Origin of the sequence: Pseudomonas sp. NFACC02 (assembly GCF_900110765.1) — a bacterium.
Classification (GTDB): Bacteria; Pseudomonadota; Gammaproteobacteria; order Pseudomonadales; family Pseudomonadaceae; genus Aquipseudomonas.
The window spans coordinates 26,967-48,529 of sequence record NZ_FOEO01000041.1 but is presented as its reverse complement, the minus strand read 5'-3'; the positions used below and the strand labels follow the sequence as shown (position 1 = coordinate 48,529).

Sequence of the window (21,563 nt, the reverse complement as noted above, 5' to 3'; positions counted from 1 at the left end):
GGCCTGGAGATCCGCACGAACACGGCGACGGGCGAAGTGCTGCACGTCATCACCGTCACCGCGGGCCGCAGCGATGTGCGGGTGTTGCACTGGCAAGCCGGAAAGCCGGAGAGCCTTGAAAACGATCAGGTCCGCTACAGCCTTTCTGACCATCTGGGCTCCAGCACACTGGAAATGGATGCCAAGGCGCAACTGCTCAGCCAGGAGATCTATTACCCGTATGGCGAGACGGCGTGGTTCGCTGGACGCAGTGAGGTTGAGGTCAGCTACAAGACCATTCGTTACTCAGGCAAGGAGCGGGATGCAACGGGGCTTTATTACTACGGGCTTAGGTATTACGCGCCGTGGTTGATGCGGTGGATAAATCCGGATCCGTCAGGGGAGCGAGGAGGGATAAATTTTTACGAAATGGTCAATGGAAACCCTTTGAAGTACGTAGACCGGCATGGCGATGCACCTGAAGTGCCTAAGGACATCCACTACATTTGGATTGGACAGAGCAATGCCTTGAGCCGGTACGTGCCGAACATCGAGGAAGCTGCATTATTGAACTACGATTTCACCGTGAACGTGCACGTGGATCTCAAGGACGGTGATACGGGGGCTGAATACATCGAGAAAGCGTTAAGTAAATTTAAAAATATTAAAGTAACGCAGTTGCGCAATGAGCCATTCTTTACTTCGTTTAAATCATCGCCGTCTTACGCTGTCTACGCGGATCTATTCGGGGATGACGCTCGCAACTATGCCTCCGCAACTGATGTGCTTCGGTACAGCTTAATCAATCATTACGGCGGAATCTATGTAGACGTTGATGACCAATTCAAGCGGGGGGTGAGGCCTGGTGATTTCACCCCCAAGAAGAACCGCGTTTTTACGGTGGGGCCTGTCAACCCACCATGGGACGCCAACGAATACGTCATCAACAACAACGCTTTCGCTTCTCATAGCCAGAACCCTACTCTGCTGGCTTTAAGTAATGAGGTCACTGCTCGTTACAAGGCGCAACAGGGTTCAGCTGCGGGCTTGAGATTGAGTGCCATGCCAGCAGGCAACGAAAAAATGAAGATTGTTTCGCAGGTCACGGGACCGAAAGTGTTCACCAGCGTATTGACGAGCAGAGATCAAAAACTCAGAAAATTATTCGACGCAGTGGTTGCTCTCGATCAGAGCGATAAACCCCTGAAAAACCCGGACAGGCATTACGCTCAGCGTGAAAAAAGGATGCCTTTTTCACGGTTTATCAAGATGGGCCAGGCGCACACCTGGCGATGAAAAAAACACCCGCCCTCTGCGGATGGGGAATACGCAGAGAGCGGGCGGGGCACCGGATCGTTTGTTACTGGCTGTTATCCAGGACGATCAACGCGCGATGGTCTGGGTTCTGACACCGGCTTCAATGCCCGGTGTCGAGCGACCATAGACGTCTTCGAAGCGCTCGATGTCGTCTTCGCCCAGGTAGCTGCCCGACTGGACTTCGATGATTTCCAGGGGGATCTTGCCGGGGTTGCGCAGGCGGTGAACCGAGGCGATCGGGATGTAAGTCGACTGGTTTTCGGTCAGCAGGAACACGTTCTCGTCGCAGGTCACCTGAGCGGTGCCCGACACCACGATCCAGTGTTCAGCGCGGTGGTGGTGCATCTGCAGCGACAGGCTGGCGCCCGGCTTCACGGAGATGCGCTTGACCTGGAAGCGGCCGCCCATGTCCACGGAGTCGTACGAGCCCCATGGGCGGTAGACTTCGAGGTGGTTCTGGGTTTCGCTGCGGCCTTGCTCGTTGAGCGTGTTGACCATCTGCTTGACGCCCTGAACCTTGTCTTTGTGAGCGATCATCATGGCGTCCTTGGTTTCGACGACCACGATGTTGTCCAGACCGATCACCGACACCAGCTTGCCGTTGCCATGAACCATGCAGTTGCGGCTGTCCTGAATGACCACGTCGCCCTTGGTGACGTTGCCATGCTCGTCCTTGGCATGCACATCCCACAGCGACGACCAGCAACCCACGTCGCTCCAGCCTGCCTCTAAGGGAACCACGCACGCGCGTTGGGTTTTTTCCATGACGGCGTAGTCGATGGAGTTGTCCGGGCAGCAGGCGAAGCTGGCTTGATCCAGTTCGATGTTGTCGCCGTCGCGCTTGCTGCGTTCAAGGGTCAGCAGGCAGTTGTCGTAGATGTCCGGATCGTGCTTTTTCAGCTCTTCCAGATAACGGCTGGCGCGGAACAGGAACATGCCGCTGTTCCAGTAATAACCGCCCGCCTCGACGAATTCGACGGCGCGCTGCTCGTCAGGCTTCTCGACGAACTGGGCCACGCGGCTGACGCCTTCAGGCAGCAGGGCATCGGCGGTGGACTTGATGTAGCCGTAGCCGGTTTCCGGTTTGGTCGCCGGCACGCCGAAGAGCACCATTTCGCCGCGTTCGGCCGCCACGGTGGCCAGTGCGAGCGCGCGTTGCAGGGCTTTCTGATCGTCGATCACGTGGTCGGCGGGCAGCACCAGCATCAGCTCATCGCGACCTTCGTTGGCCAGCATCATGGCGGTGATGGCGACTGCGGGCGCGGTGTTGCGACCAAACGGTTCCATGATCACGGCCTGAGTGTCCAGGCCCAATGCGTCGAGCTGCTCGCCGACGATGAAGCGGTGATCCTTGTTGCACACCACGATCGGGTGCTGCATGCCTTCAAACACCAGGCGTTCGAGGGTCTGCTGGAAAAGGGTGTGTTCGCCGGTCAGTGCCAGGAACTGTTTTGGAAACTGTTTACGCGAAAGAGGCCAGAGTCGGGAACCGCTGCCACCTGACAAGATCACTGGAATCATTTTAATTCTCCAAATAGCAATAGCGTTCGAATGGGCTATACGTCGGTTTCTGTCGTTTCGTCTGTCTTGTTCTTGTACCGCTGCGGTCGGCGCCCTCTTGGTGTGCTTGCTCCGCATCACCTGGCGCTTTCCGCTGATTCCTGTAGGAGCGCGCTTGCCCGCGATTGCGATCTTGCTGCGACAGGGTGGTCGTCTGACACACACCTGTTCGCGGGCAAGCGCGCTCCTACGGCCTTCGGCCAGAATCAAAGGCCGAAGGCGGGGTCTCCTGAGTTACTGAGTCGAAGTCGGGCGCTTGACCCAGACGGGCGACAGGTTGCTGCCGTTGCCGGTGATGTAGAGCACAGCGGCTTCGCCGCGCTCAAGGGCGACGGGCTTCAGGTCGCTGACTTTCTTGTCGCCGTCGAACAGCGCGAAGCTGACTTTGACCGGGTTGATTTCACGCTCGCCGGTGCCCTTGGCCGAGACAGCTTTCACCACGTCGGTCTTGCCGTCGGCGGTCTTGAGGGTCAGTGGCTTGTCGCTCAGGTTCTGCACCCGCACCAGGGACTTCTGCTTGTTCTTGAACGGTGGTTCTTCCACCAGTTGTGGTGCGCCCGAGGTGTTGTTGACGATGGTGTAGTAGTGGTCGCTCGCCAGTTTTACCGGCAGGGTGTTGCTGCCGATCTTGGCGCTGTAGTCGCCCTGTGGCATGAAGCTGAAATCGCTGCTGGCCAGAGGACCGATTTCGTTAAGGCTGGTGTTACCGACGCTGGCGCTGATTTCGGTGTTGCTGGCGTTATAGACCCGCACGAAGGTCGAGCCTTTCGGGGCGGTCGGGCCATACAGGGCGGCGTCGCCGCCGGCGAAGGCCGAGAGGGATACGAAGCCCAGGCTGGCGGCCAGGACGCAGGTTTTCAGCAGACCGGTCTTGGACGAACGGGTAGGCATACGAGTTGGGTTCTGCAAGGTCATTTTGAGTAGTCCTCTCAGTTTTGCGCCCGGCTGGGCGACTCGGAGTTGGAATCGTTGGCGTTCTGAGCCAGATTTTGTTGAGGGTCACGAGCCTTTTTGAGTTCGGCGATCCACTGCGGATCGAACTCGGTCAGGTCGTTGTGAGCGGGCAGGTAGCGCTCCGGGAATTCCCAGATCAACACCTGCGGCGGGCTGCTCTTGAAGGCATCGGTCTGCAGATACTTGAGCATCGGCAGAATCGGGCCATGGCCGTCTTCGGCGTAATTCACGACATCGCTGTGCAGGGCCTGCTTCAGGGCGCCGGCAAAGTTCCAGTTAGGGTTGGCGCTGTAGCTGGTGCCGACCAGACCGACCGCCACCGAGTTGTCGGCAAACAACGCGTCGTCGCCTTCACTTTCCGCCTGAGCCGGGTTCGTGCTGCGTTGCTGCAGCTCGTCCGGTTTTGGCAACAGGTTGCTGAACAACGGGTCCAGCGGCAGGAAGTTGGTCAGGTCACCTTTGTAGGGCGCGCTAGACGTGGCTTCAGTGACAAAGGTCTGGGGATCGCCGCTCAACGGCGTCTGTTTTGCGATCACTTCACCCAATTGTTGCGCGACCACTTCGGCGCCCATCGGCGTCCAGTGGGTATCGGTGCGCAGGAACACCTGGCCTTTGTCCTTGGCGCTCTGCAGCGGTGCCAGCAGGTCAGGGGCAACGATGCCCGCCTGGCTCACTTGCGCGTGGAACTGTTGATACAGGTCGGTGTGCAGTGCGGCCGGTTTGGTGTCGCCCACGTGCTCGGGGTACAACCGGGTCTTGGCGGGAACGATGGCCAGCACCAGTTGCGTACCCTGTTTTTTCAAGGTGTCACGCACGCCTTCGATGATCGCCAGATTGTCGGCTTCGTTCTGCTCACCGTTGGCCACGGCGTCGAACTCTTCGTCGGTGTACAGCCACTGGTCCTTGCCCAGGATCACGCCCGGCCGGCCTTCATTGAAGACCTTGTAGTCCAGCGCGGCCCAAAGGTTGGTGCCCAGGCGCTTGATGGGGAACGCGTCGTCGTAGTGGGTTTCCACGGCCTTGGTCCAGTGACCGTCAAGCACCGTGGTTTCCTTTGACGTCGAAAACCCGATGAAGCTGCGCAGCGACCACAGGCCCAGCGCCAACAGAATGCCCAGGAACAGGAAGATGTAGAGGAAACGTAATGAACGGGTCATGTCAGGCTCCTCAGAACTGGAAGTACAGGAACGGCGAGAAACTGGCCGCCGAGAGTTTGAGAATCGAGGCAACGAACATCAGCAGGATCAGGGCGCGCATGACGTAGCGCGACCAGTCGGCGGTCCAGTAGGCAGGCTGAACCTGCGCCTCTGTGCCGACGATGTAACCCGGTTGATGGATGCTGCCCGGCGTGTCGCCCGGCACCGCTTTGATCATGCCTGGCACCGCAGCGGCAGGACCGTCGGCCGGTACCGGCGTCCCCGCGACAGGGGTGTCCGACACTGGTTTGGCAGGTGCGCGGTTCTTGTAGAAGTCGCGCAGGCCGAAGTAGGCGAGCGTGATGTACGCCACGATCAGCGTCGCAACCTGCAGGCCGGTGAGGCTGGCGCGGTTGAGGTCCGACAGTTGCCACTCGCTGAAGCTGAACATCGCGCCGTACATACGGGCAGCAACGTGCAGGTTTTCGGCACGGAAGATCACCCAGCCCATCACCACCAGCAGGAAGGTGAAGGCCCAACGGACGACGTTGAAGGTGCGTGGTGTGGTGTTCAGGCCCAGTGCTTTTTCGATCGCAAGCCAGACACCGTGCCAGGCTCCCCAGACGATGTAGGTGATGTTGGCGCCGTGCCACAGGCCGCCCAGCAGCATGGTCAGAAACAGGTTGCGATAGGTCGCGACTTTGCCGCCACGGTTGCCGCCCAGGGTGATGTACAGGTAGTCCCGCAACCAGGTGGACAGGCTGATGTGCCAGCGGCGCCAGAACTCGGTGATCGACTGGCTGATGTAAGGCTGTTTGAAGTTTTCCATGAAGCGGAAACCCATCATCAGGCCAAGGCCGATGGCCATGTCGCTGTAACCCGAGAAGTCGAAGTACAACTGCGCGGTGTAAGCCAGTGCGCCGAGCCAGGCATCGCCCGTGGTTGGGTTCTGCAGGGCAAAGCAATGGTCGACGACCACGGCCAGGGTGTCGGCAATGAAGACCTTCTTGATGAAGCCCTGCATGAACCGCGTGACGCCTTCCGAGAACTTGTCCAGCGTGTGGGTGCGGTTGTTGAACTGGTCCACCAGGTCGCGGAAGCGCAGCACGGGACCGGCGATCAGGTGCGGGAAGATCGCCACGAACGCTGCAAAGTCGATCAGGTTGCGCGTTGCCGGCGTATCACCGCGATACACGTCGATGATGTAGCTGATGGACTCGAAGATGTAGAACGAGATGCCGATCGGCAACAGCACATGGGTCAGGATGAACGGCTCAAGACCGAACGAGGTCATGATCGCGTTGATGCTGTCCACGCCAAAGTTGGCGTATTTGAAATACCCCAGGATGCACAGGTCGACCGCGACGCCGAGCAGCAACCAGCGCTGGGCGGGTTTGGTCCTGACCCCGGCAGCGCCGACGCGCAGACCGATCCAGTAGTTCCACAGCGTCACACCCGCGAACAGCGCCAGGAAGTCCACTCGCCACCACGCATAGAACACGTAGCTGGCGACCAGCAGTAGCAGGTTGCGATAGCGTTGCCCGCTCAAGTAGTACAAGCCGAGAAACACCGGCAAGAACAGGAACAGGAACACGTTGGATGAGAAAACCATCCTTATCTCTCCACTTGTCCAACATCAAGGGCCGAAGCCCCCCCAAACCCCCCATGGAAAACTGGAGGGGTGAAACATGAATCCGACTGCTTGCACCTACAGGTTTGATCGTTCCCACGCTCCGCGTAGGAATGCATCCCTCGGCGCTCTGCGCCATTCAAAGGCGACGTAGAGCGTCTGAGGATGCGTGCCCACGCGGAGCGTGGGTACGATCAACGTTGTCGTGTTCAAGAACCGCCTTTCTCACCCTTCTCATGACTCGGGTCATAGGTGCGGGTCAGGTCGCCGCCGAGGCGGAAGTTCTTGAAAGGCTGCATCTTGTGCTTCTTCTCCAAGGTGTCCGGAGCGCAGTCGTAGAGCGAGCAGTACGGTTCCAGCCAGGCAAATTTCATGTCGGTCTTGAGGTCCGTCATGTCCTGCTTCTGGCCATCCCTCGCCTGGAACTCGTCGCCGGAGTCCCTGACGCCGGCCAGCACCCGATCACCCAGACGCTTGAGCGCGCCGTTGTTTTCAGGGCGCAGATCGACGCCGTTGGCCTGGGCGAAACTGGCGATCATCGCCAGCGGCGGTAGCGCGTAGTTGTGGTACGCCAGCGCACGCTGTTTGCGCTTGAGCTCGTTAGGCAGGAAGCCTTGCGGGTCGATCTGATTGGCGGCGATCTTGAATTCCTTCACCGACCAGTCGAACAAATCCTTGCGGTTGGTTGCCACGGCAGTGGACATCACCGACCAGGCGGCCCAGTACGAATGGTTGTTGGTCTTGGCCAGCGGCAGGTTGTCCCAGTCGCTCACGACCTGATCGGCCAGCTTGCTGAACCAGGCTTCGATCACTTTCGCGTCCTGCTGACGGGTCGCCAGTGGATGCGACTCGGAGAACTTCAGGCGCAGGTACGAAGACGACATGCTGCCCAGTGCCCATTTGCGCATCGACTTGCCGGTATGGTTGAAGTCTTTGGACTCCAGCGCATCGGCCCTGGCCCAGGTGGTCAGCATGTTGAGCACGCAGTCCAGTTGCTCGGGACGACCGTCACGCATGTACTGCATCACCACTTTGCTGGTATTGCGTTCCATGGTGGTGATGTCTTTGGTGCTGTCGCGGAATGCTTGTTCCGAGGCAACGTTCAGCGTGGCGCGAGCCTTGTCCGAACCCTCGTACTTGCTGCGAAATTGCAGCGAGCCGGTGTAGGGCTGCGGAGTGGCGTCACAGGTGAACTTGTTTTCACCGGTTTTGTACTTTTCCACGCCTTCGTAATAGCCCTTCGGCGGCACCAGGGTGGAACCGGTCGGCATGCCGCTGTTTGCGCTCGTGCAAGCTGACAGTGACAGCAAGGCCAGCGACAGAAGGGTAGGGAGCATCAGTTTTGGAGTGTGCATAAGAGCCTCATAACCCGGCTTGCGCGGTTTGATGCGCGACATTCGGGAACACGTTGCGTTTGCATACTTTCGCTTCGACCTGCTGTGGAGCAGCGCCCGCTTCCGGACCCTGGACTTCCAGCGCGAGCAATTGCTGGTCAGCCCAGTCCTTGTCGTCGCGCAGTTCGAAGGAGAAGCGCCCGTCGGTTTCAGATGTTTCAGGTTTTTCGATCTTCAGGTCTTCGTGGCGGCCGTTCATGTACCAGAGGCGCGCCTGAAGGGTTTTCACCGAGGTGTCGGCGAACTTGATGTCGATCTGATTACTGCCGTTGCGCACATCCTTGATGCCGTTTTTGCCGTTGACCAACAGTTCGTTGGTGCCTGGCTTGAGGGTGGTGCTGGTGGACATCAGCGCCGGTTTGCCCTCACAACCGTTGTCCAGCAGCGACATCATCTGGCGATAGATGGTCTCCTGGTCCAGGCGGTACAGAGGCGAGAATTCCCAGATGAGAATTTTCGGTGGGTGTTTCTGGAAGTCTTCGCTGCCCAGGTACTGCAGCATCGAACCTTCAAGGCCGCCGCCGGGGAAGGCGACGTTCAGCACGTCAGCGCCCATGTATTCCTGCAGAAAGCCGGCGAAGTTGTAGTTCTTGCCGCTGTGGCTGGTACCGACCAGGGTGATTTCCGGGTTGCCGGAGTCACCGAACAGATCGCCATCGCCCGCTTCGCCCTTGGGCTCGGTCTCGAACTGATCCATGTACTGGATCGCGTAGCTGGTGCCGCACAACTGACCGGCCATGTTGTGCAGAGTGCCCTTCTTGCCCATGCGACCTGACAGATGGGTCTCGAATTCACGCTTGGGAATGTCGGCGAACGCGGGCATTTTCTTCACCGATTCGGCGACGATTTTCGCCGTGCGCTGGGCGCCGTAAGGCGTCCAGTGCTGGTCACCACGGAAGTAGAAGTCATGAGCCTGTTGCTCGTTAGTCAACGGCGACAGGTCCGGCACGGTGTAGCCCATTTTTGCGAATCGACCGAGCATGGCCTGGTAGTTACGCAGGGCAGTGTCGTAGTCGAACTTGTCGCGCTCCGCCGGGAACAGCTTGTTGCGATCCACCAGGCCGCGAGTTGGCTGGTACACGATCACCAGCTCGACCCCCTTGCTCTTGAAGGCGTCATGCAACTGTTGCATGCGACGGTAACCTTCCGGCGTGGTGTCGAATTCGGTGCGCAGGTCTTCGCGGGTACGGAACAGCCAGTCGCCCTGAGCCTGAACCAGCGTGGTGAAGTTCTGCTGGTAGCGGGTGACGTAGTTTTTCTCGTCGTGCGCTTCCGGGCACAGGCTGCAGCAAGGTTCTGCGGTGAAGCTGGGGGCTGTGGCGTCGGCTGCATACGCAGCGTTGCTGGCAGCGAACAGTGCAGCGGTCAGGCCCGAGAGGCTGAGCCATTTGATCAAGTGTGCGTGCATAGAAATAGCTTCCTCAGTCCCGGAGTTGTTTCTGGCTTTCGACCGGGTCGATCAACACGGCTTTCTGTTGGCGGACCAGCAGATCAAGGATTTCGTCCTGGCGTTCACCCAGTACGCCGTTGAAGCTGATCCCGCTGCTCTTGGTCGGTGCCAGCATCGACACTTTGTACAGCTCGACGCTGAGCGGTGAATCGATGGACAGCGGGCCGGAGCCGTTGGAGGTCAGTTCGCCGCCGACCATGATCAGCGACACCTCGGCGTCGAACGGGTCGAGCTTGATGTCGCGATCCGTGTCGGAGAGGTCCTTGATGTGCCCGTACACGCCCATCAGGCCGTTGCCGATGGCCAGGTTTTCGTACAGCTTGATGTTGGTGCTGTTGCGGACCCGGATGCCGTGACGTTTGTTGGCGAACACATGGTTGCCCCACAGCAGGTTGTCGGCGCTTTCATACAGCGTGATGCCGTCGGTGCGGTTGCGGTAGATCTGGTTGTACGCCACCAGATTGTTCACGCTGTTACGGTCAAGCACGATGCCGGAGAGGTGGTTTTCGTAGCTCTTGTTATTGATGATGAAGCTGTCGTTCACCTCACGGGAAATAATGATCCCGTGCTTCTTTTTGGTCCCGTAGACGGTGTTCTCGGCGATGATCAGACCGTGGGAACGGTCGTGCGGGTCGATGCCGTAGACGATGTTGTCGCGGTACGTGTTGCCCTTGACCACGAAGTCACGGGTTTCATAGCAGTAGTAGCCGTACCACATGTCCGAGAACTCGGAATTGACGATCCAGCCGGTCGGATCCGGACGGTTCATCTGCGCCTTCATGTTCGGTGTGTACTGCGAAATGCTCAGACCGTACGACTTGCTGTTGTTGTAACCCAGGCTCGCCACTTTGGTGTTGAACATGTAGGTCTGGGTACCGCCCCAGGACAGCAGGAACGGGCGGAATTCCTTCGGCGCCTTGAACGTCGACGGACCGTTGGCTTTCTCGCTCCAGCCGGTCAGTTTCGTGTCCATCACGAACAGCTGGTTGTCGTTGACCAGAAACGCACCGGCCTCCTGCGACAGGCGCAGTTCGCTGGTTTTTTTGTCGACTTCAAGGATGCCTTTCTTGCCGACCACGATGGGCAGCCGCGCCAGGAAAACCCCTGGCGAGGTTTCGCTCAGGTACTGTTTAGGCACCTTTTTCGCGAGCTCCTGCAAGTTGATGTAACCGTCGTCGATGAAGATCGCCTGTGGGATGCCGTGTTGACGGGCCACCCATTCGGACATCTTGTTATCGCCGCCGATGAACTCCTTCAGCGCGTCTTCCTGCATCATGCGGCGAATCGAAACCTTTGCCGCCTTGGTGCGCACGATTTTCTTCTGCATGGCCTGTTGGGTGTAGCCCGACAGGTCTGGCAGCTTGGGCTTGTCCATCATCAGCGGGCCGGTAGGCGGGCTGGAGATGGTGTAGGTTTTCGCCTGATGCAGACCCTTGACCACTTCTTCACCGGCAGCCGGTTGCGCGGCGGCAGCGGGGGCTACCGGCGCGGTGCTGGCCATGGCGGCGGTACTTGCCAGCAGTAAGGCGCTGCTGAGTACTGCGCTTTCCAGCAGCGCGTGGGGCCATGCCCGTTGCCGCACACTGTTTGCTTGGCTGTTCATCTCATTGCACTCCTATCGCGGCTTGCATCAGAAGCGCCAGATAACGTCGACGATGGCGCGGTGCATGTAATCGTCCACGCCGCTGTGGTAGGCATCGCCAGGCTTGAACACGCCTGCGCGCAGACGAATCAGGGCCGACGGCTCGTCAAACGACTGGCTCACCGAAGCAGGCAGCAAGCCCTGCTTGAAGTACTTGGTCACGACCAGGTCCATTTCCTGACCCAGGTCCTTGCGGCCGTCTTCCAGCGGCAGGGAGTCGAACGTGCTGATGCCATCGGAATCGACGTTCTCACGCGCCGGGTTGACCCCTGCGCCACCGATACCGGCGTGACCGTCTACGCGACGGAACTTGTGGTAGATCAACGAGGCGTCGTACTGGTCCTGCATCTGCCAGGACGCGAACAGCGACCCGGATTCAACGTTGGCCATTTCGCCCTGGAACGCCTCACCGAAGCGATGCACGCGCGAGCGGGTGCCGGTCCAGTTCGAGCGGTTGCTTTCCAGGCCGTTCTGTTCGTAGTTCTTGCTGGCGCGGGAGTAGGCGCCGCCCACTTGCCACATCGGGTCCAGACGGAACCGCAGGCCGAGGTCGGTGGCCCAGCCATTGACGTTCTCGTTGTTCTTGTTGCCAGCGACATACTGATCGGCCGTGGAGTCGTAGGTGGTGGCGAGGCGATCGCGATCACCCGTCAGCCAGGTCAGGCTGCCCCAGTAATTGACGGTGTTCAGGTTGCGGTAGTTGTACGCATCGCTGTTGGCCTGAATGCCCAGCCAGGTCAGGTCGCCACGGGTCGTTTTGTCCAGATCGTCCACGGATTCGCCCGGATGTTTCAGACTGCCGCCATCGTGACTGTGGTGAGCACGAACGCCGGCCCACTGGCCCGGTGTCCACTGGTACTCCACGTCACCAAACAGGTGTTGGCGATCCTTGTCCTCGGCCGACAGTTCGGTCAGGTCCGTGCGGTACTCGCTGAAGCGCTGGGCCGCGCCCACTTCTGCCTTGAGCAGGGTGGTGTCGAACGTCCAGTTCAACGCTTCGATGTTGGTGTCGTGCCATTGTCCGTCGTCATTGCGCAGGCGCTGACGACCGAACTTGAGGATCTCGCCGGGGTAGGGCGTGAAACCGCTGTAGCCGACCCAGAATTCGCGCAACGCTGCGTAGCTGTCGTCCACTTCACGGCTGCTGGAAGTCTTGCGGACACGCTGGGTGGTCTGGCCGTTGGCGTCGGTGGCCTGCTGGTCCAGCGGGTCGGTCTGGATGGTGTCGGTGGCGGTGACCACCTGACCCATCGCATAGCCGCTCCAGTTGCCCCACTGACCGTACATCCACGGGCGCAGGTCCAGACCGATACCGTTGACATCGCCGCCACTGCGGGTGCCCAGGTCGCGGTCATCTTCCATCTGGCCGGTGGCCTTTACTTCGATGCCGAAGTTCTTGTCTTCGGTCAAGGCAGCCAATGTCGGCGTGGCCCAGAGCAGGGAGAAACCCAGGCCGAGCCCGGCCGCCATCAGAGGGTTCAACTTAAGCTTCATAGAGGTGTGTCCTCGCCGTCTTTTTCTTCTTGCAGGGTCTGCAAGGCCAGCGCGTTCTGCGCCGTGGTGCCACGGACCTGCTGTTCTCGCTGGAGAAGGCTCTGCGCCTGGGCGCGCTTCTCAGGCGGCAATTGATCGTTGAGTTGCTGCGCAAGGTCCGCTGCCTGCGGCGTGCCTTGCGTCTGAGCGAGCTGGCCGAACACCCAGGCGTTGACCGGGTCTGGCTTGATGCCCTTGCCCTGGGAAAACAACTGAGCGAGGGCGAAGTCGGCGCTGTTCTGGCCGCCGCGCGCGGCGGTCAGCAACTCGTCGACGGCCTTCTGCGGAGCGGGATGACCGAGGTAGCCACGGCGGTACAACTGGCCCAGGTAGTAATGGGCAGAGAGTTGCGTCGGCGCCGCCTTCAGCAGGTGCTCCTCGGCTTTCTTCGCATCCGGCAGGACCAGCTTGCCTTCGTAATACACCTTGCCCAGCAGCAACTCGGCGCGGGGTTGGTCCGCCGCGCGGCCGTTGTCCAGGTATTCCATCATCTTGTTGACGTCGCCCAGCTCGGGATAGTCGTACAGCAACTGCGCCAGGCTGACCCAGGAGGCGGGGTAGGACGGGGCGACGTTTTCCAGCAACTGCTGAGCGGTCTTTTCGTCCGGCTTGCCGAGGGTCGAATCCGCCAGTACGCGAGCGACGGTGTCCACGCGCATCGCCGGAACGGTACCCATGGCATAGCCGCTTTGCATCTGGTCCAGCAACGCGGCCTGCTTGTCCGCTTCGCCACGCTTCTGGTAAACCGTCGCCAGTTCCATGTAGCAAACGTCGTTGGTGCGCAGCGCCTGTTTGCAGATGCTTTCGACTTCGGCCAGATGCTGGTCGTAGGTGCCCTGCGTGCGATACAGCAGCACTTGGGCTAGACCGGCTTCCGGGTAACCCGAGGCGCGCCACTCGTCGATCTTCTGCTGCGCGTTCACGTTCGGGAACGTGTGCGGGTATTGCAGGTAGAGCATCGCCAGCGGGATCAGCGTGCCGGTCTCGCCGTTGGCGAACGCTTTCTTCAGCAGGCCCTCGGCTTCGCGTTGCTCGGCTTCGGTGGCGTTGGGTTTGACCGCCAGCAGTTTGCCCAGACGCGATTGCGCGCGAGGCGAGGTTTCAGCGGCTGCGCGATATGTCGCTTCGGCCTGTTTGATCAGTTCCGGGTCGCGTGTGCCGACCTGGATGTCCGCCAGACCTACCTGTGCATCGCTATAACCCAGGTCCGCCAGTTGTCGATAGTTTTGCTCCGCCGTCGCGGTATCGCCGCGTTTCAGGGCTTCATTGGCCAGGCGTTGATCGGGCAGGCCGGCGCAACCGCCAAGACCCATGGCGATCGCCAGGCTCAACAACGTAGGGGCTGACAAGCTTCGTAGTGGGCTAGCCATGCTTAGAAACCTGCGGCCGTGGCTTTGTCGATCAGCCAGTTCAGGGACGGACCGCGATCGCTGACGACTTCCACCGGACGGCCGGCCAGGGAGCTGCTCAGCGATTCGTCAGGCTGGATCTGTACGCGCATGTCGGAAGACAGGTCAGCCGGGCTCAAGGCCGTGGAGCTGACGATCTTGCCGCTGTGAGTGCCCTGCTCGCCGGCCACCTGGAAGCTCACCCGGGCGCCTGGCTGGACGTCGGCGAACTGGCGGTAGGTAAAGCGCGCATCGACGGTGGCCGGCGTGTTGCGCGGCACCATCTGGAAGATCACATCGCCTTTGGCGGCGTACTGACCATTGGCAACCATTTGCTTGCCGACGACGCAGTCACACGGGCTGGTCAATGTACCGGCGAGCTGACGGCCAAAGAGCTCTTCGATTTTTGCCGGCTGCAATTCGTCCGGGTCCAGGTTGCCCTTAAGCACGTCCAGCATGCTGGTATTGAACGACGCCAGCGGAGCGCCTTTGGCGACCTCGCCATTCGGTGCAACCAGGCTCGTCACGGTGCCGTCACGCGGCATGGTCACGTCCATGGTCGGCACGCTGACCAGGCCGGAGGTCGAGTGGCTGACGAAGTACATGCCGTAGACCGACTTGGCGACGAAACCGAACGCGGCCAGACCGACGACAAAAATACCGGCACTGAACGTCACCGCGCGCAGACGACCGAAGGCGCTCAGGCCGCTGCCACTGTCTTTTTTCTTGCGCGCTTTGGTGAAGTTGTCGCGCTGCAGGGTGGCAAGCACTTCGCCCATGCTGACGATGTCGCCGGACAGGTGAGAGGTGATCAGGTGACGCAGGGTCGCGATGTCCTGAGCTTCGAGGTGCTGGAACTGGCAACCGATACGGCCGCTGGTGGCGTCGATGGCGCGAACCTGAAGTTCGACGTCCATGGCCAGGCCCAGGTTATCGATCAGGAATTGCAGACGACCTTTGATGACCTGGCCGGCAGCAAACTTCACGCCGGCCGGTGCGACAAAGCTCAGCCCGCCGGCAGAGAGGTCTTCGACACGCACCAGTGGCGCGTTTGGTTGGCCATTGAGCAGGCGCAATTTGGCTGGGATCTTGACCCGGGCGTGTTGGCGCTGGGCTTCGGATTCATGGACGACGTTCGCATTCACGGCTGTATTCATGGCGCTAATTCCTGATTAATCGAGTTGATCCATTGTTCGGTCAGAGACCCGTCAGACCATTGTCAGCAGTACGGCAACGAAGATGCTGCCAGCCGAGAAAGTCATGGTTCGAGACGACCAGGTGTTGAACCAACCCTGGAAGCTGGCCATGTCGCGGCTCAGTTTTGTGTCCTGGCGGGTCCAGGACTGACGGTCGAGGCGGAAGAAGACGTAGATCTTCATCAGCGCACCGACGATCTGGTTGTAATAGAGAATCACGGGGTAAGCCGGGCCGATGGCGTGCCCGGAACACGACAGCAACAACGTGAGAATGAAGCGGGTGATGCCGATCCACAGCAGGTAGATCAGCAGGAACGCCACGCCATATTTGAAGCTGGCGATCAGGGCCACGGTCAGGCCAAGAATCGACGTCCACATCGATACGCGCTGGTCGAACAACACGATGCTGGTGAACACACCGAGACGGCGAACGCCAAGCCCCAGCGCGCGGGAGTTCTGGCGCAGGTTGTTGCCGTACCAGCGATACATCAGTTTGCGACTGGCCTTGAGGAAGCTCTTCTCCGGCGGGTGTTCCACCGTGTTGATGGCAGCGTCCGGCACGTAGAACGTGTCGTAACCCAGGCGCATCAGGCTGAACCAGCTCGATTTGTCGTCGCCGGTCAGGAACTTGAAGCGGCCCAGGCGCCAGTGCTGCAGCGAGTCGCTTTCGACGTCCGCGATGAAGTCCGGATCGGTGACCACGGTGGCGCGGAACACAGACATACGACCGGTCATGGTCAGTACACGCTTGGACAGGGCCATCGAGCACATGTTGATGTGGCGCTGGGCGAAGCGCAGCTTGTGCCATTCGCTCATGATGTAGCCGCCGCGCACTTCGCAGAACTCGTTGGTGGTCAGGCCGCCGACGTTGTCGAACAGCTGGAACCACGGAACGGTTTTGCGGACCACGCCCTCGGCCAGCACGGTGTCGCCATCGATCACGGCCACCACGGCACGGTCATCCGGCATGTGGCGCGAGATGGCGCGAAAGCCGAAGGCCAGACCGTCGCGCTTGCCGGTACCGGCGATGCGCACGAAGTCCAGGGTCACGTGTGGCGGCGGGTTGTGTTTGGCCCACATTGCCTTGACCAGCAACTCATCCGACATTTCGACCAGCGAGCACACCACGGTGGTTGGATAACCACAGGCGATGGCTTCCTGAATCACCGAGTTGTACACCTGAGCGGTGGTCAACGCGTCGATACGGAAACTGGTGACCATCAGAAACACGTGCGATGGATCAGCGGCCTTGCCGAGCTTGCGCACTTTACGGCGCAGGTGCGGATACACGATGTAGAGAAAGATCATGCCGCGCACAAAGTGCGTTGCGCCCATCGAGTAACGCCAGATACCGACGATCCCGATCAGGAAAATAAAGTCCTTCGACTGTGAGTCGAAGAGCGTGACCGGCAGCGCCATCGCAATGGCGGCCAGCACACTTAAATAAAACAGCCAACCTGCGGCCTGGAGAAAGCCGTGTTTTAGCCTGAGCATAATGGAGGTCCCTGAGTCAGTTGCAACCAAGCTGCAAACCCCACGCCTCGAGCCGCAAGCGGGTGAACGCTTGTGGCTCGGGACATGGACTTGAAACGTGCAGCTTGTGGCTTGCCGCGTGCCGCTGCTTCTTACCAGCAGATACCTTCGGTCTGACCGTCTTCGGAGGTGGTGCCTTTCATGAAGCCCACCAGATCGATGACGCGTTTGCCGGCTGGCGCCTGGTTGGCCAGTGCGCGGAAACGTTCGTCGCGGTTACCGAGGATGATCACGTCGGAGTTGTTGATGACCTCGTCGAAGTCCGAGTTGAGCAGGGAAGAGACATGCGGGATCTTGGACTCGATGTACTCTTTGTTCGCGCCGTGGACGCGAGCGTATTCGACGTTCTTGTCGTAGATGCTCAGGTCGAAACCTTTGCCGATCAGCATTTCCGCCAGTTCGACCAGTGGGCTTTCACGCAGGTCATCAGTGCCGGCCTTGAAGCTCAGACCCAGCAGCGCGACCTTGCGGGTGTCGCTTGCCGCGACGATGTCGAAGGCGTTCTGGACCTGGGACACGTTGCTGCGCATCAGGGAGTTGAGCAGTGGCGCTTCCACATCCAGGGAGCTGGCGCGGTAGGTGAGGGCGCGAACGTCTTTCGGCAGGCACGAACCGCCGAATGCGAAGCCTGGACGCATGTAGTACTGCGACAGGTTCAGGGCCTTGTCCTGGCAGACCACTTCCATCACTTCGCGGCCATCGACTCCGACGGCCTTGGCGATGTTGCCGATTTCGTTGGCGAAGGTGACCTTGGTCGCGTGCCAGACGTTGCAGGTGTACTTGATCATCTCGGCGACCGCGATGTCCTTGCGGATGATCGGTGCGTCGAGCTCTTCGTACAGCGATTGCAGAACGTCACCGGACGCCTTGTCGAATTCGCCGATCACGGTCATTGGAGGATGATCGTAGTCTGCGATCGCAGTGCTTTCGCGCAGGAACTCAGGGTTCACTGCAACGCCGAAGTCGACGCCGGCTTTCTTGCCCGAGCAATCTTCCAGGATCGGGATGACAACGTTTGCGACGGTGCCCGGCAGAACGGTGCTGCGCACGACGATGGTGTGACGCGAGGTTTTTTCACGCAGTACGAAGCCGATTTCGCGGCAGACGGACTCGATGAAGTCCAGTTCCAGGTCGCCGTTTTTCTTGCTTGGCGTGCCGACGCAGATCATCGACAGGTCAGTCGCTCGGATGGCCTCGGAAAAGTCCGTGGTGCCGCGCAGTTTGCCGGTTTTGATACCGGTTTCGAGCAGTTCGCCCAGACCCGGTTCCACGATCGGGGACTTGCCCTGGTTGATCAGGTCGATCTTGGCACTGGAGATATCCACGCCGACAACATCATGACCACGCGCCGAGAGGCAACCAGCACATACTGCACCGACATAGCCCAAACCAAAGATGCTGATATGCATCGTAATCTCCTCGATTTTTCACGCCATTAGTTGGCTGGATATTAAGAACTGTCTTACAACTTTCGCGCACTCGTTCGCACGGCAAGTTAATGTCGTGAACCAAGCGCAGGCAGAATTTAAAGTTGGGCGCCTTGTTTTCTGAAGCGACCCCGAATGTTACAGATCAAAAGCGTCGAGTCGTCCGCATATAAATATATGGGTTCCCGATCTGGGATATGGCATAGCACTCCGGCGGATGGTTGCGAGTCGCTGCCGCGCCTCTGGCTCAAGGCTTCTAGCCATGATTCAGTCTTATCTTGCTCGTCAGTGGCTGCAGGCACCGCGTTGGTGCTTGCTCGATTTACCTCAACTAGTTTGGTGCGTTCTCTCCTTGCACGAACCATAACGACCATGGGGTCTAACTACTTGATAGCAACTTTCAGATCCCTCTAGTCCGTATGTAAGAGATGTCTCACAAGATGGACGAGAATTGTTACGGGATGTAGGAGCATGGGCATTCCCCATAAGTTCCTGGCCGCTCGTCCTCTTTTTGAGATTTTTTGAAATACGTTTCGTAAATCGCATAGTTGCACTCTGATGGCAGTTTCCGTTTGGTCCTTAGTTATAAAGGGGTAGGGCGCGGTGCATGTAAGAGTGCCATCATTGAAAAGCAGCAAAGTGCCATCACTCAAAAAAGTTGTTAAATTTTTGAGAAAAAACATCGAGGCCGTTGGATTGTTCTTTTATTGGCGCCAACTGTTTGGCATTGACACCATTCGTCTGTTCAAACCGCAATTATGGAACTTTGAAATCCATCTGACTGGATGGTTTTTCCAATGTTTTTTTGAGGGGCGGGCAGGAGGCCCAAGGGGAAGGATGAACACTCGTTCGAATCGTAAAGATGAAAAAGGGCGGGGCGCGCCCTTTTTCAGGTCATTCACACCGCGGATTCTTCCCGGAGGAAGACCAGCTTGTCCGCTGTGGACAATTCTTTTGCGTACCGATACCCCTGCACGTCGAACTGCTTCAGGTGTTCCGGGTTGCTGATGCGCTCCGAAATGACGAAACGGCTCATCATGCCGCGCGCTTTTTTGGCGTAAAAGCTGATGATTTTGTACTGGCCGTTCTTCTGGTCGCGGAATTCGGTGTCGATTACGCGAGCGTTGAGCGCTGGGCGTTTGACGGCAGAGAAATACTCGTTGGAGGCCAGATTCAACAGCACGTCATCGCCCTGTTCGGCCAGCGCTTCGTTGAGCCATTCACTGATCCGGTTGCCCCAGAACGCATACAGGTCTTTGCCGCGGGCGTTGGCGAGTTTGGTGCCCATTTCCAGACGGTACGGCTGCATCAGGTCAAGTGGACGCAGCAGGCCGTAGAGCCCGGAGAGCATGCGCAGGTGCTGTTGGGCGTAGTCGAGTTCGGTGTCGCTCAGGGTGTCGGCGGCAAGACCGGTGTACACGTCGCCCTTGAAGGCCAGCAGCGCCTGTTTGGCGTTGCTCGGTGTGAACGCGGGCGTCCAGCTGCCGAAGCGCGCAGCGTTTAAGCCAGCCAGTTTGTCCGACAGGTGCATCAGCTCGCTGATCTGCGACGGGGTGAGCTCGCGCAGTTGGGTGATGAGTTCCTGTGAGTGGTCCAGGTACTGTGGCTGGGTAAAGCGCTCGGTGGTGGGCGGTGTCTCGAAATCGAGGGTCTTGGCTGGGGATATCACCATCAGCATACGGGGCTTCTCCTTTAATCGTGGGGGCGATTCTAGGGGTTGTGCCCGGATGACTCCAGCTATGGTGATGATAGGGAAATCGCAGTACATGCAGGAGCACGCTTGCCCGCGATTGCGGTATGCCCGCCAATATAGAGATGACTGACACACTGCAATCCTGGATGCGGCCCAGGCCAGGCGCTCCTACAGGGCTGAGCATGAATTCAGGATTCGGGGAGCCGCCATCAAATCCGCTATAGTGCCTCGCCGGTTTCGGCCTCTTTGTTCAAGGATTGGGAGCACGTCGTTTTGCGCATGCCGTTATTGATCGGTGCCTGTCTGCTGGCGTTCAACGCACAGGCGGCGACCGGAGAGATTGCGACGATGGATCGCAGTGTCTGGCCGGAGGTCCTGGAGACCCCGCAACTGTTCGATGTGGCCTCCCGGGCAGAGATTCTGAGTTTCGCGCATCAGTTGCTCGAGAGTGAAAACGTCAGCGACATCCAGTTGGCCGAACGTCTAGGGTTGCGGCAAATCAACGTGGCCACGGTAAACGTGATCCGTAACCGGCTGTGGACGCGGCTGTTCGAGAACTGGAAAGCCGCAGAGAAGTCCTGCGAAGCCGATGCCTCGTTCTGCGTGTTGGTCGACGACGTACCGATGCTGCGTCAGCGCGCAGCCGAGTACAAAGTCGCGGACGATTCCTTTTATGCGCGCTGGGCTGCTCCAGCCGATGCCTTCAATCAGCGTTACCTGAATGAACTGCTGCGCATGGCGGCGCTGTTTCCGCAGACCAGCAGCGAGGTCGAGCGCTACAACTCGGACGAGTTGAGTGGCGAAGAAATGCCCGACCGCACGTTCCTGCTCAATTTCGAGAGTGGCCCCAGCGTTGCAGACGGCGCCACCGACTGGCTGGCGGATTTCATGCGTCAGCAGAAGATCAACGCCACGTTCTTCGTGCTGGGCAAGAACCTGCAAACCCGACTGGACGCCAGTTCTGCGCAAGCGCTGCAAACGTTGTATCGCCAGCAATGTGTAGGGCTGCAAGGCTGGGAGTACCGTTCGCACGCGCACTGGAAGGACTGGCAGGACTCGGTCGAACGCAGTGCCGCGCTGGTGCAGCAGACCCTGCCCGACAATTTCGTGCCGCTGTTTCGGCCGCCGTACGGACATCGCCGGGCCGATAGCGCACCGTTTTTCCGTGATCAGCAGCTTCGCGTCTCTCTATGGAATATCGATTCTCAGGATGCAACCGGCCGCATCAGCGCCGAGCAGGCCGCGCACCGGGTACTGACGCTGATGCTCTTGTGGCGCCGTGGAAACATCGTGTTCCACGACAGCACCGACAAACCGCAACAGGCTGTGCCATGGCTGATGGCCAATACTGCGCAAAGCGGTGTGGTGTGGGAGGACTGTCATATTTATCCGCAGCAACTGTCGGACGAAACCGATCAGGCCGAGCCCGAAGATGAAGCTGCTGACGAACCTGAGGACGAACAGTCGGAGGGTCAAACCCCGGATGCCAGTCAGCCGTCGACTGATCAGGCTCAAGAGCCCGCAAAACAAGGGGAATAGGACGGCGAGAAGGGAGGATCGGTCGGATTTTTCTGAGGATTTCCTCCCGACCGGACTTCCGACTGTAAACGCGTGCGAACCATCCGCCAAGGGCTATTCGTCACGCTGTGAAATAAACTTCAAATTCCGCTTAAAACGCTTTTTTATGTCATCGGTTTTGCGGTATTACGACAGCAGACCGCCGAACCCTGC

General features: G+C 59.2%; 14 protein-coding genes and 1 pseudogene. 2 read left to right on the top strand and 13 right to left on the bottom strand.

Annotated features, from left to right (window positions below):
- Positions 1 to 1,275: RHS repeat-associated core domain-containing protein (locus BMY73_RS23095; protein ID WP_305882059.1), on the top strand; the 1,275-nt coding region annotated here is incomplete at its 5' end.
- Positions 1,276 to 1,362: 87 nt separating this feature from the next.
- Here BMY73_RS23095 and BMY73_RS23090 read toward each other — a convergent pair.
- The 13 genes from BMY73_RS23090 to yaaA form a co-directional block, all read right to left on the bottom strand.
- The gene (locus tag BMY73_RS23090) at positions 1,363 to 2,817 is read right to left on the bottom strand and encodes a mannose-1-phosphate guanylyltransferase/mannose-6-phosphate isomerase (protein WP_062386623.1); all 1,455 of its coding nucleotides are present in this window, start codon (positions 2,815 to 2,817) and stop codon (positions 1,363 to 1,365) included.
- A gap of 273 nt (positions 2,818 to 3,090) precedes the next feature.
- Positions 3,091 to 3,747, bottom strand: a complete 657-nt coding sequence (locus BMY73_RS23085) for an alginate O-acetyltransferase AlgF (protein ID WP_092410029.1) — start codon at positions 3,745 to 3,747, stop codon at positions 3,091 to 3,093.
- A 38-nt stretch (positions 3,748 to 3,785) separates the two neighbouring features.
- Positions 3,786 to 4,967 carry an alginate O-acetyltransferase gene (locus BMY73_RS23080; RefSeq protein WP_092410021.1) on the bottom strand — a complete coding sequence of 394 codons (1,182 nt, stop codon included), beginning with the start codon at positions 4,965 to 4,967 and terminating at the stop codon, positions 3,786 to 3,788.
- Between the two features lie 10 nt (positions 4,968 to 4,977).
- On the bottom strand, positions 4,978 to 6,558 hold the full coding sequence (locus tag BMY73_RS23075) for an MBOAT family O-acyltransferase (protein WP_092410019.1): 1,581 nt from the start codon (positions 6,556 to 6,558) through the stop codon (positions 4,978 to 4,980).
- A 227-nt stretch (positions 6,559 to 6,785) separates the two neighbouring features.
- Positions 6,786 to 7,931 (bottom strand): mannuronate-specific alginate lyase, encoded by a 1,146-nt coding sequence (locus BMY73_RS23070; RefSeq protein ID WP_092410027.1) that lies wholly within the window; start codon positions 7,929 to 7,931, stop codon positions 6,786 to 6,788.
- Positions 7,932 to 7,938: 7 nt separating this feature from the next.
- On the bottom strand, positions 7,939 to 9,378 hold the full coding sequence (locus tag BMY73_RS23065; RefSeq protein WP_092410017.1) for an alginate O-acetyltransferase: 1,440 nt from the start codon (positions 9,376 to 9,378) through the stop codon (positions 7,939 to 7,941).
- A 13-nt stretch (positions 9,379 to 9,391) separates the two neighbouring features.
- Positions 9,392 to 11,023, bottom strand: coding sequence for a mannuronan 5-epimerase AlgG (algG, locus tag BMY73_RS23060; RefSeq protein WP_092410015.1), 1,632 nt, complete (start codon positions 11,021 to 11,023; stop codon positions 9,392 to 9,394).
- A gap of 27 nt (positions 11,024 to 11,050) precedes the next feature.
- Positions 11,051 to 12,556 (bottom strand): alginate export family protein, encoded by a 1,506-nt coding sequence (locus BMY73_RS23055; RefSeq protein WP_062386603.1) that lies wholly within the window; start codon positions 12,554 to 12,556, stop codon positions 11,051 to 11,053.
- Positions 12,553 to 13,965 carry an alginate biosynthesis TPR repeat lipoprotein AlgK gene (algK, locus tag BMY73_RS23050; RefSeq protein WP_092410013.1) on the bottom strand — a complete coding sequence of 471 codons (1,413 nt, stop codon included), beginning with the start codon at positions 13,963 to 13,965 and terminating at the stop codon, positions 12,553 to 12,555. Before algK ends, BMY73_RS23055 begins: the two co-directional genes overlap by 4 nt.
- Positions 13,966 to 13,967: 2 nt before the next feature.
- Complete coding sequence (locus tag BMY73_RS23045) at positions 13,968 to 15,140, bottom strand: alginate biosynthesis protein Alg44 (protein WP_062386598.1); 1,173 nt, start codon at positions 15,138 to 15,140, stop codon at positions 13,968 to 13,970.
- A 51-nt stretch (positions 15,141 to 15,191) separates the two neighbouring features.
- Entirely contained in the window at positions 15,192 to 16,673 is a 1,482-nt protein-coding gene (gene alg8, locus BMY73_RS23040; RefSeq protein ID WP_062386595.1) for a mannuronan synthase, read from the bottom strand.
- Positions 16,674 to 16,804: 131 nt separating this feature from the next.
- The gene (locus BMY73_RS23035; RefSeq protein WP_062386592.1) at positions 16,805 to 18,121 is read right to left on the bottom strand and encodes a nucleotide sugar dehydrogenase; all 1,317 of its coding nucleotides are present in this window, start codon (positions 18,119 to 18,121) and stop codon (positions 16,805 to 16,807) included.
- 916 nt (positions 18,122 to 19,037) lie between these two features.
- Positions 19,038 to 19,817: a peroxide stress protein YaaA gene (gene yaaA, locus BMY73_RS23030; RefSeq protein WP_092410011.1), complete on the bottom strand. Its 780-nt coding sequence runs from the start codon at positions 19,815 to 19,817 to the stop codon at positions 19,038 to 19,040.
- A gap of 288 nt (positions 19,818 to 20,105) precedes the next feature.
- Between yaaA and BMY73_RS23025 the strand changes: the two are divergent.
- Positions 20,106 to 21,269: pseudogene (locus tag BMY73_RS23025) on the top strand (polysaccharide deacetylase family protein); the annotation flags it as partial.
- Positions 21,270 to 21,563 lie beyond the last annotated feature (294 nt).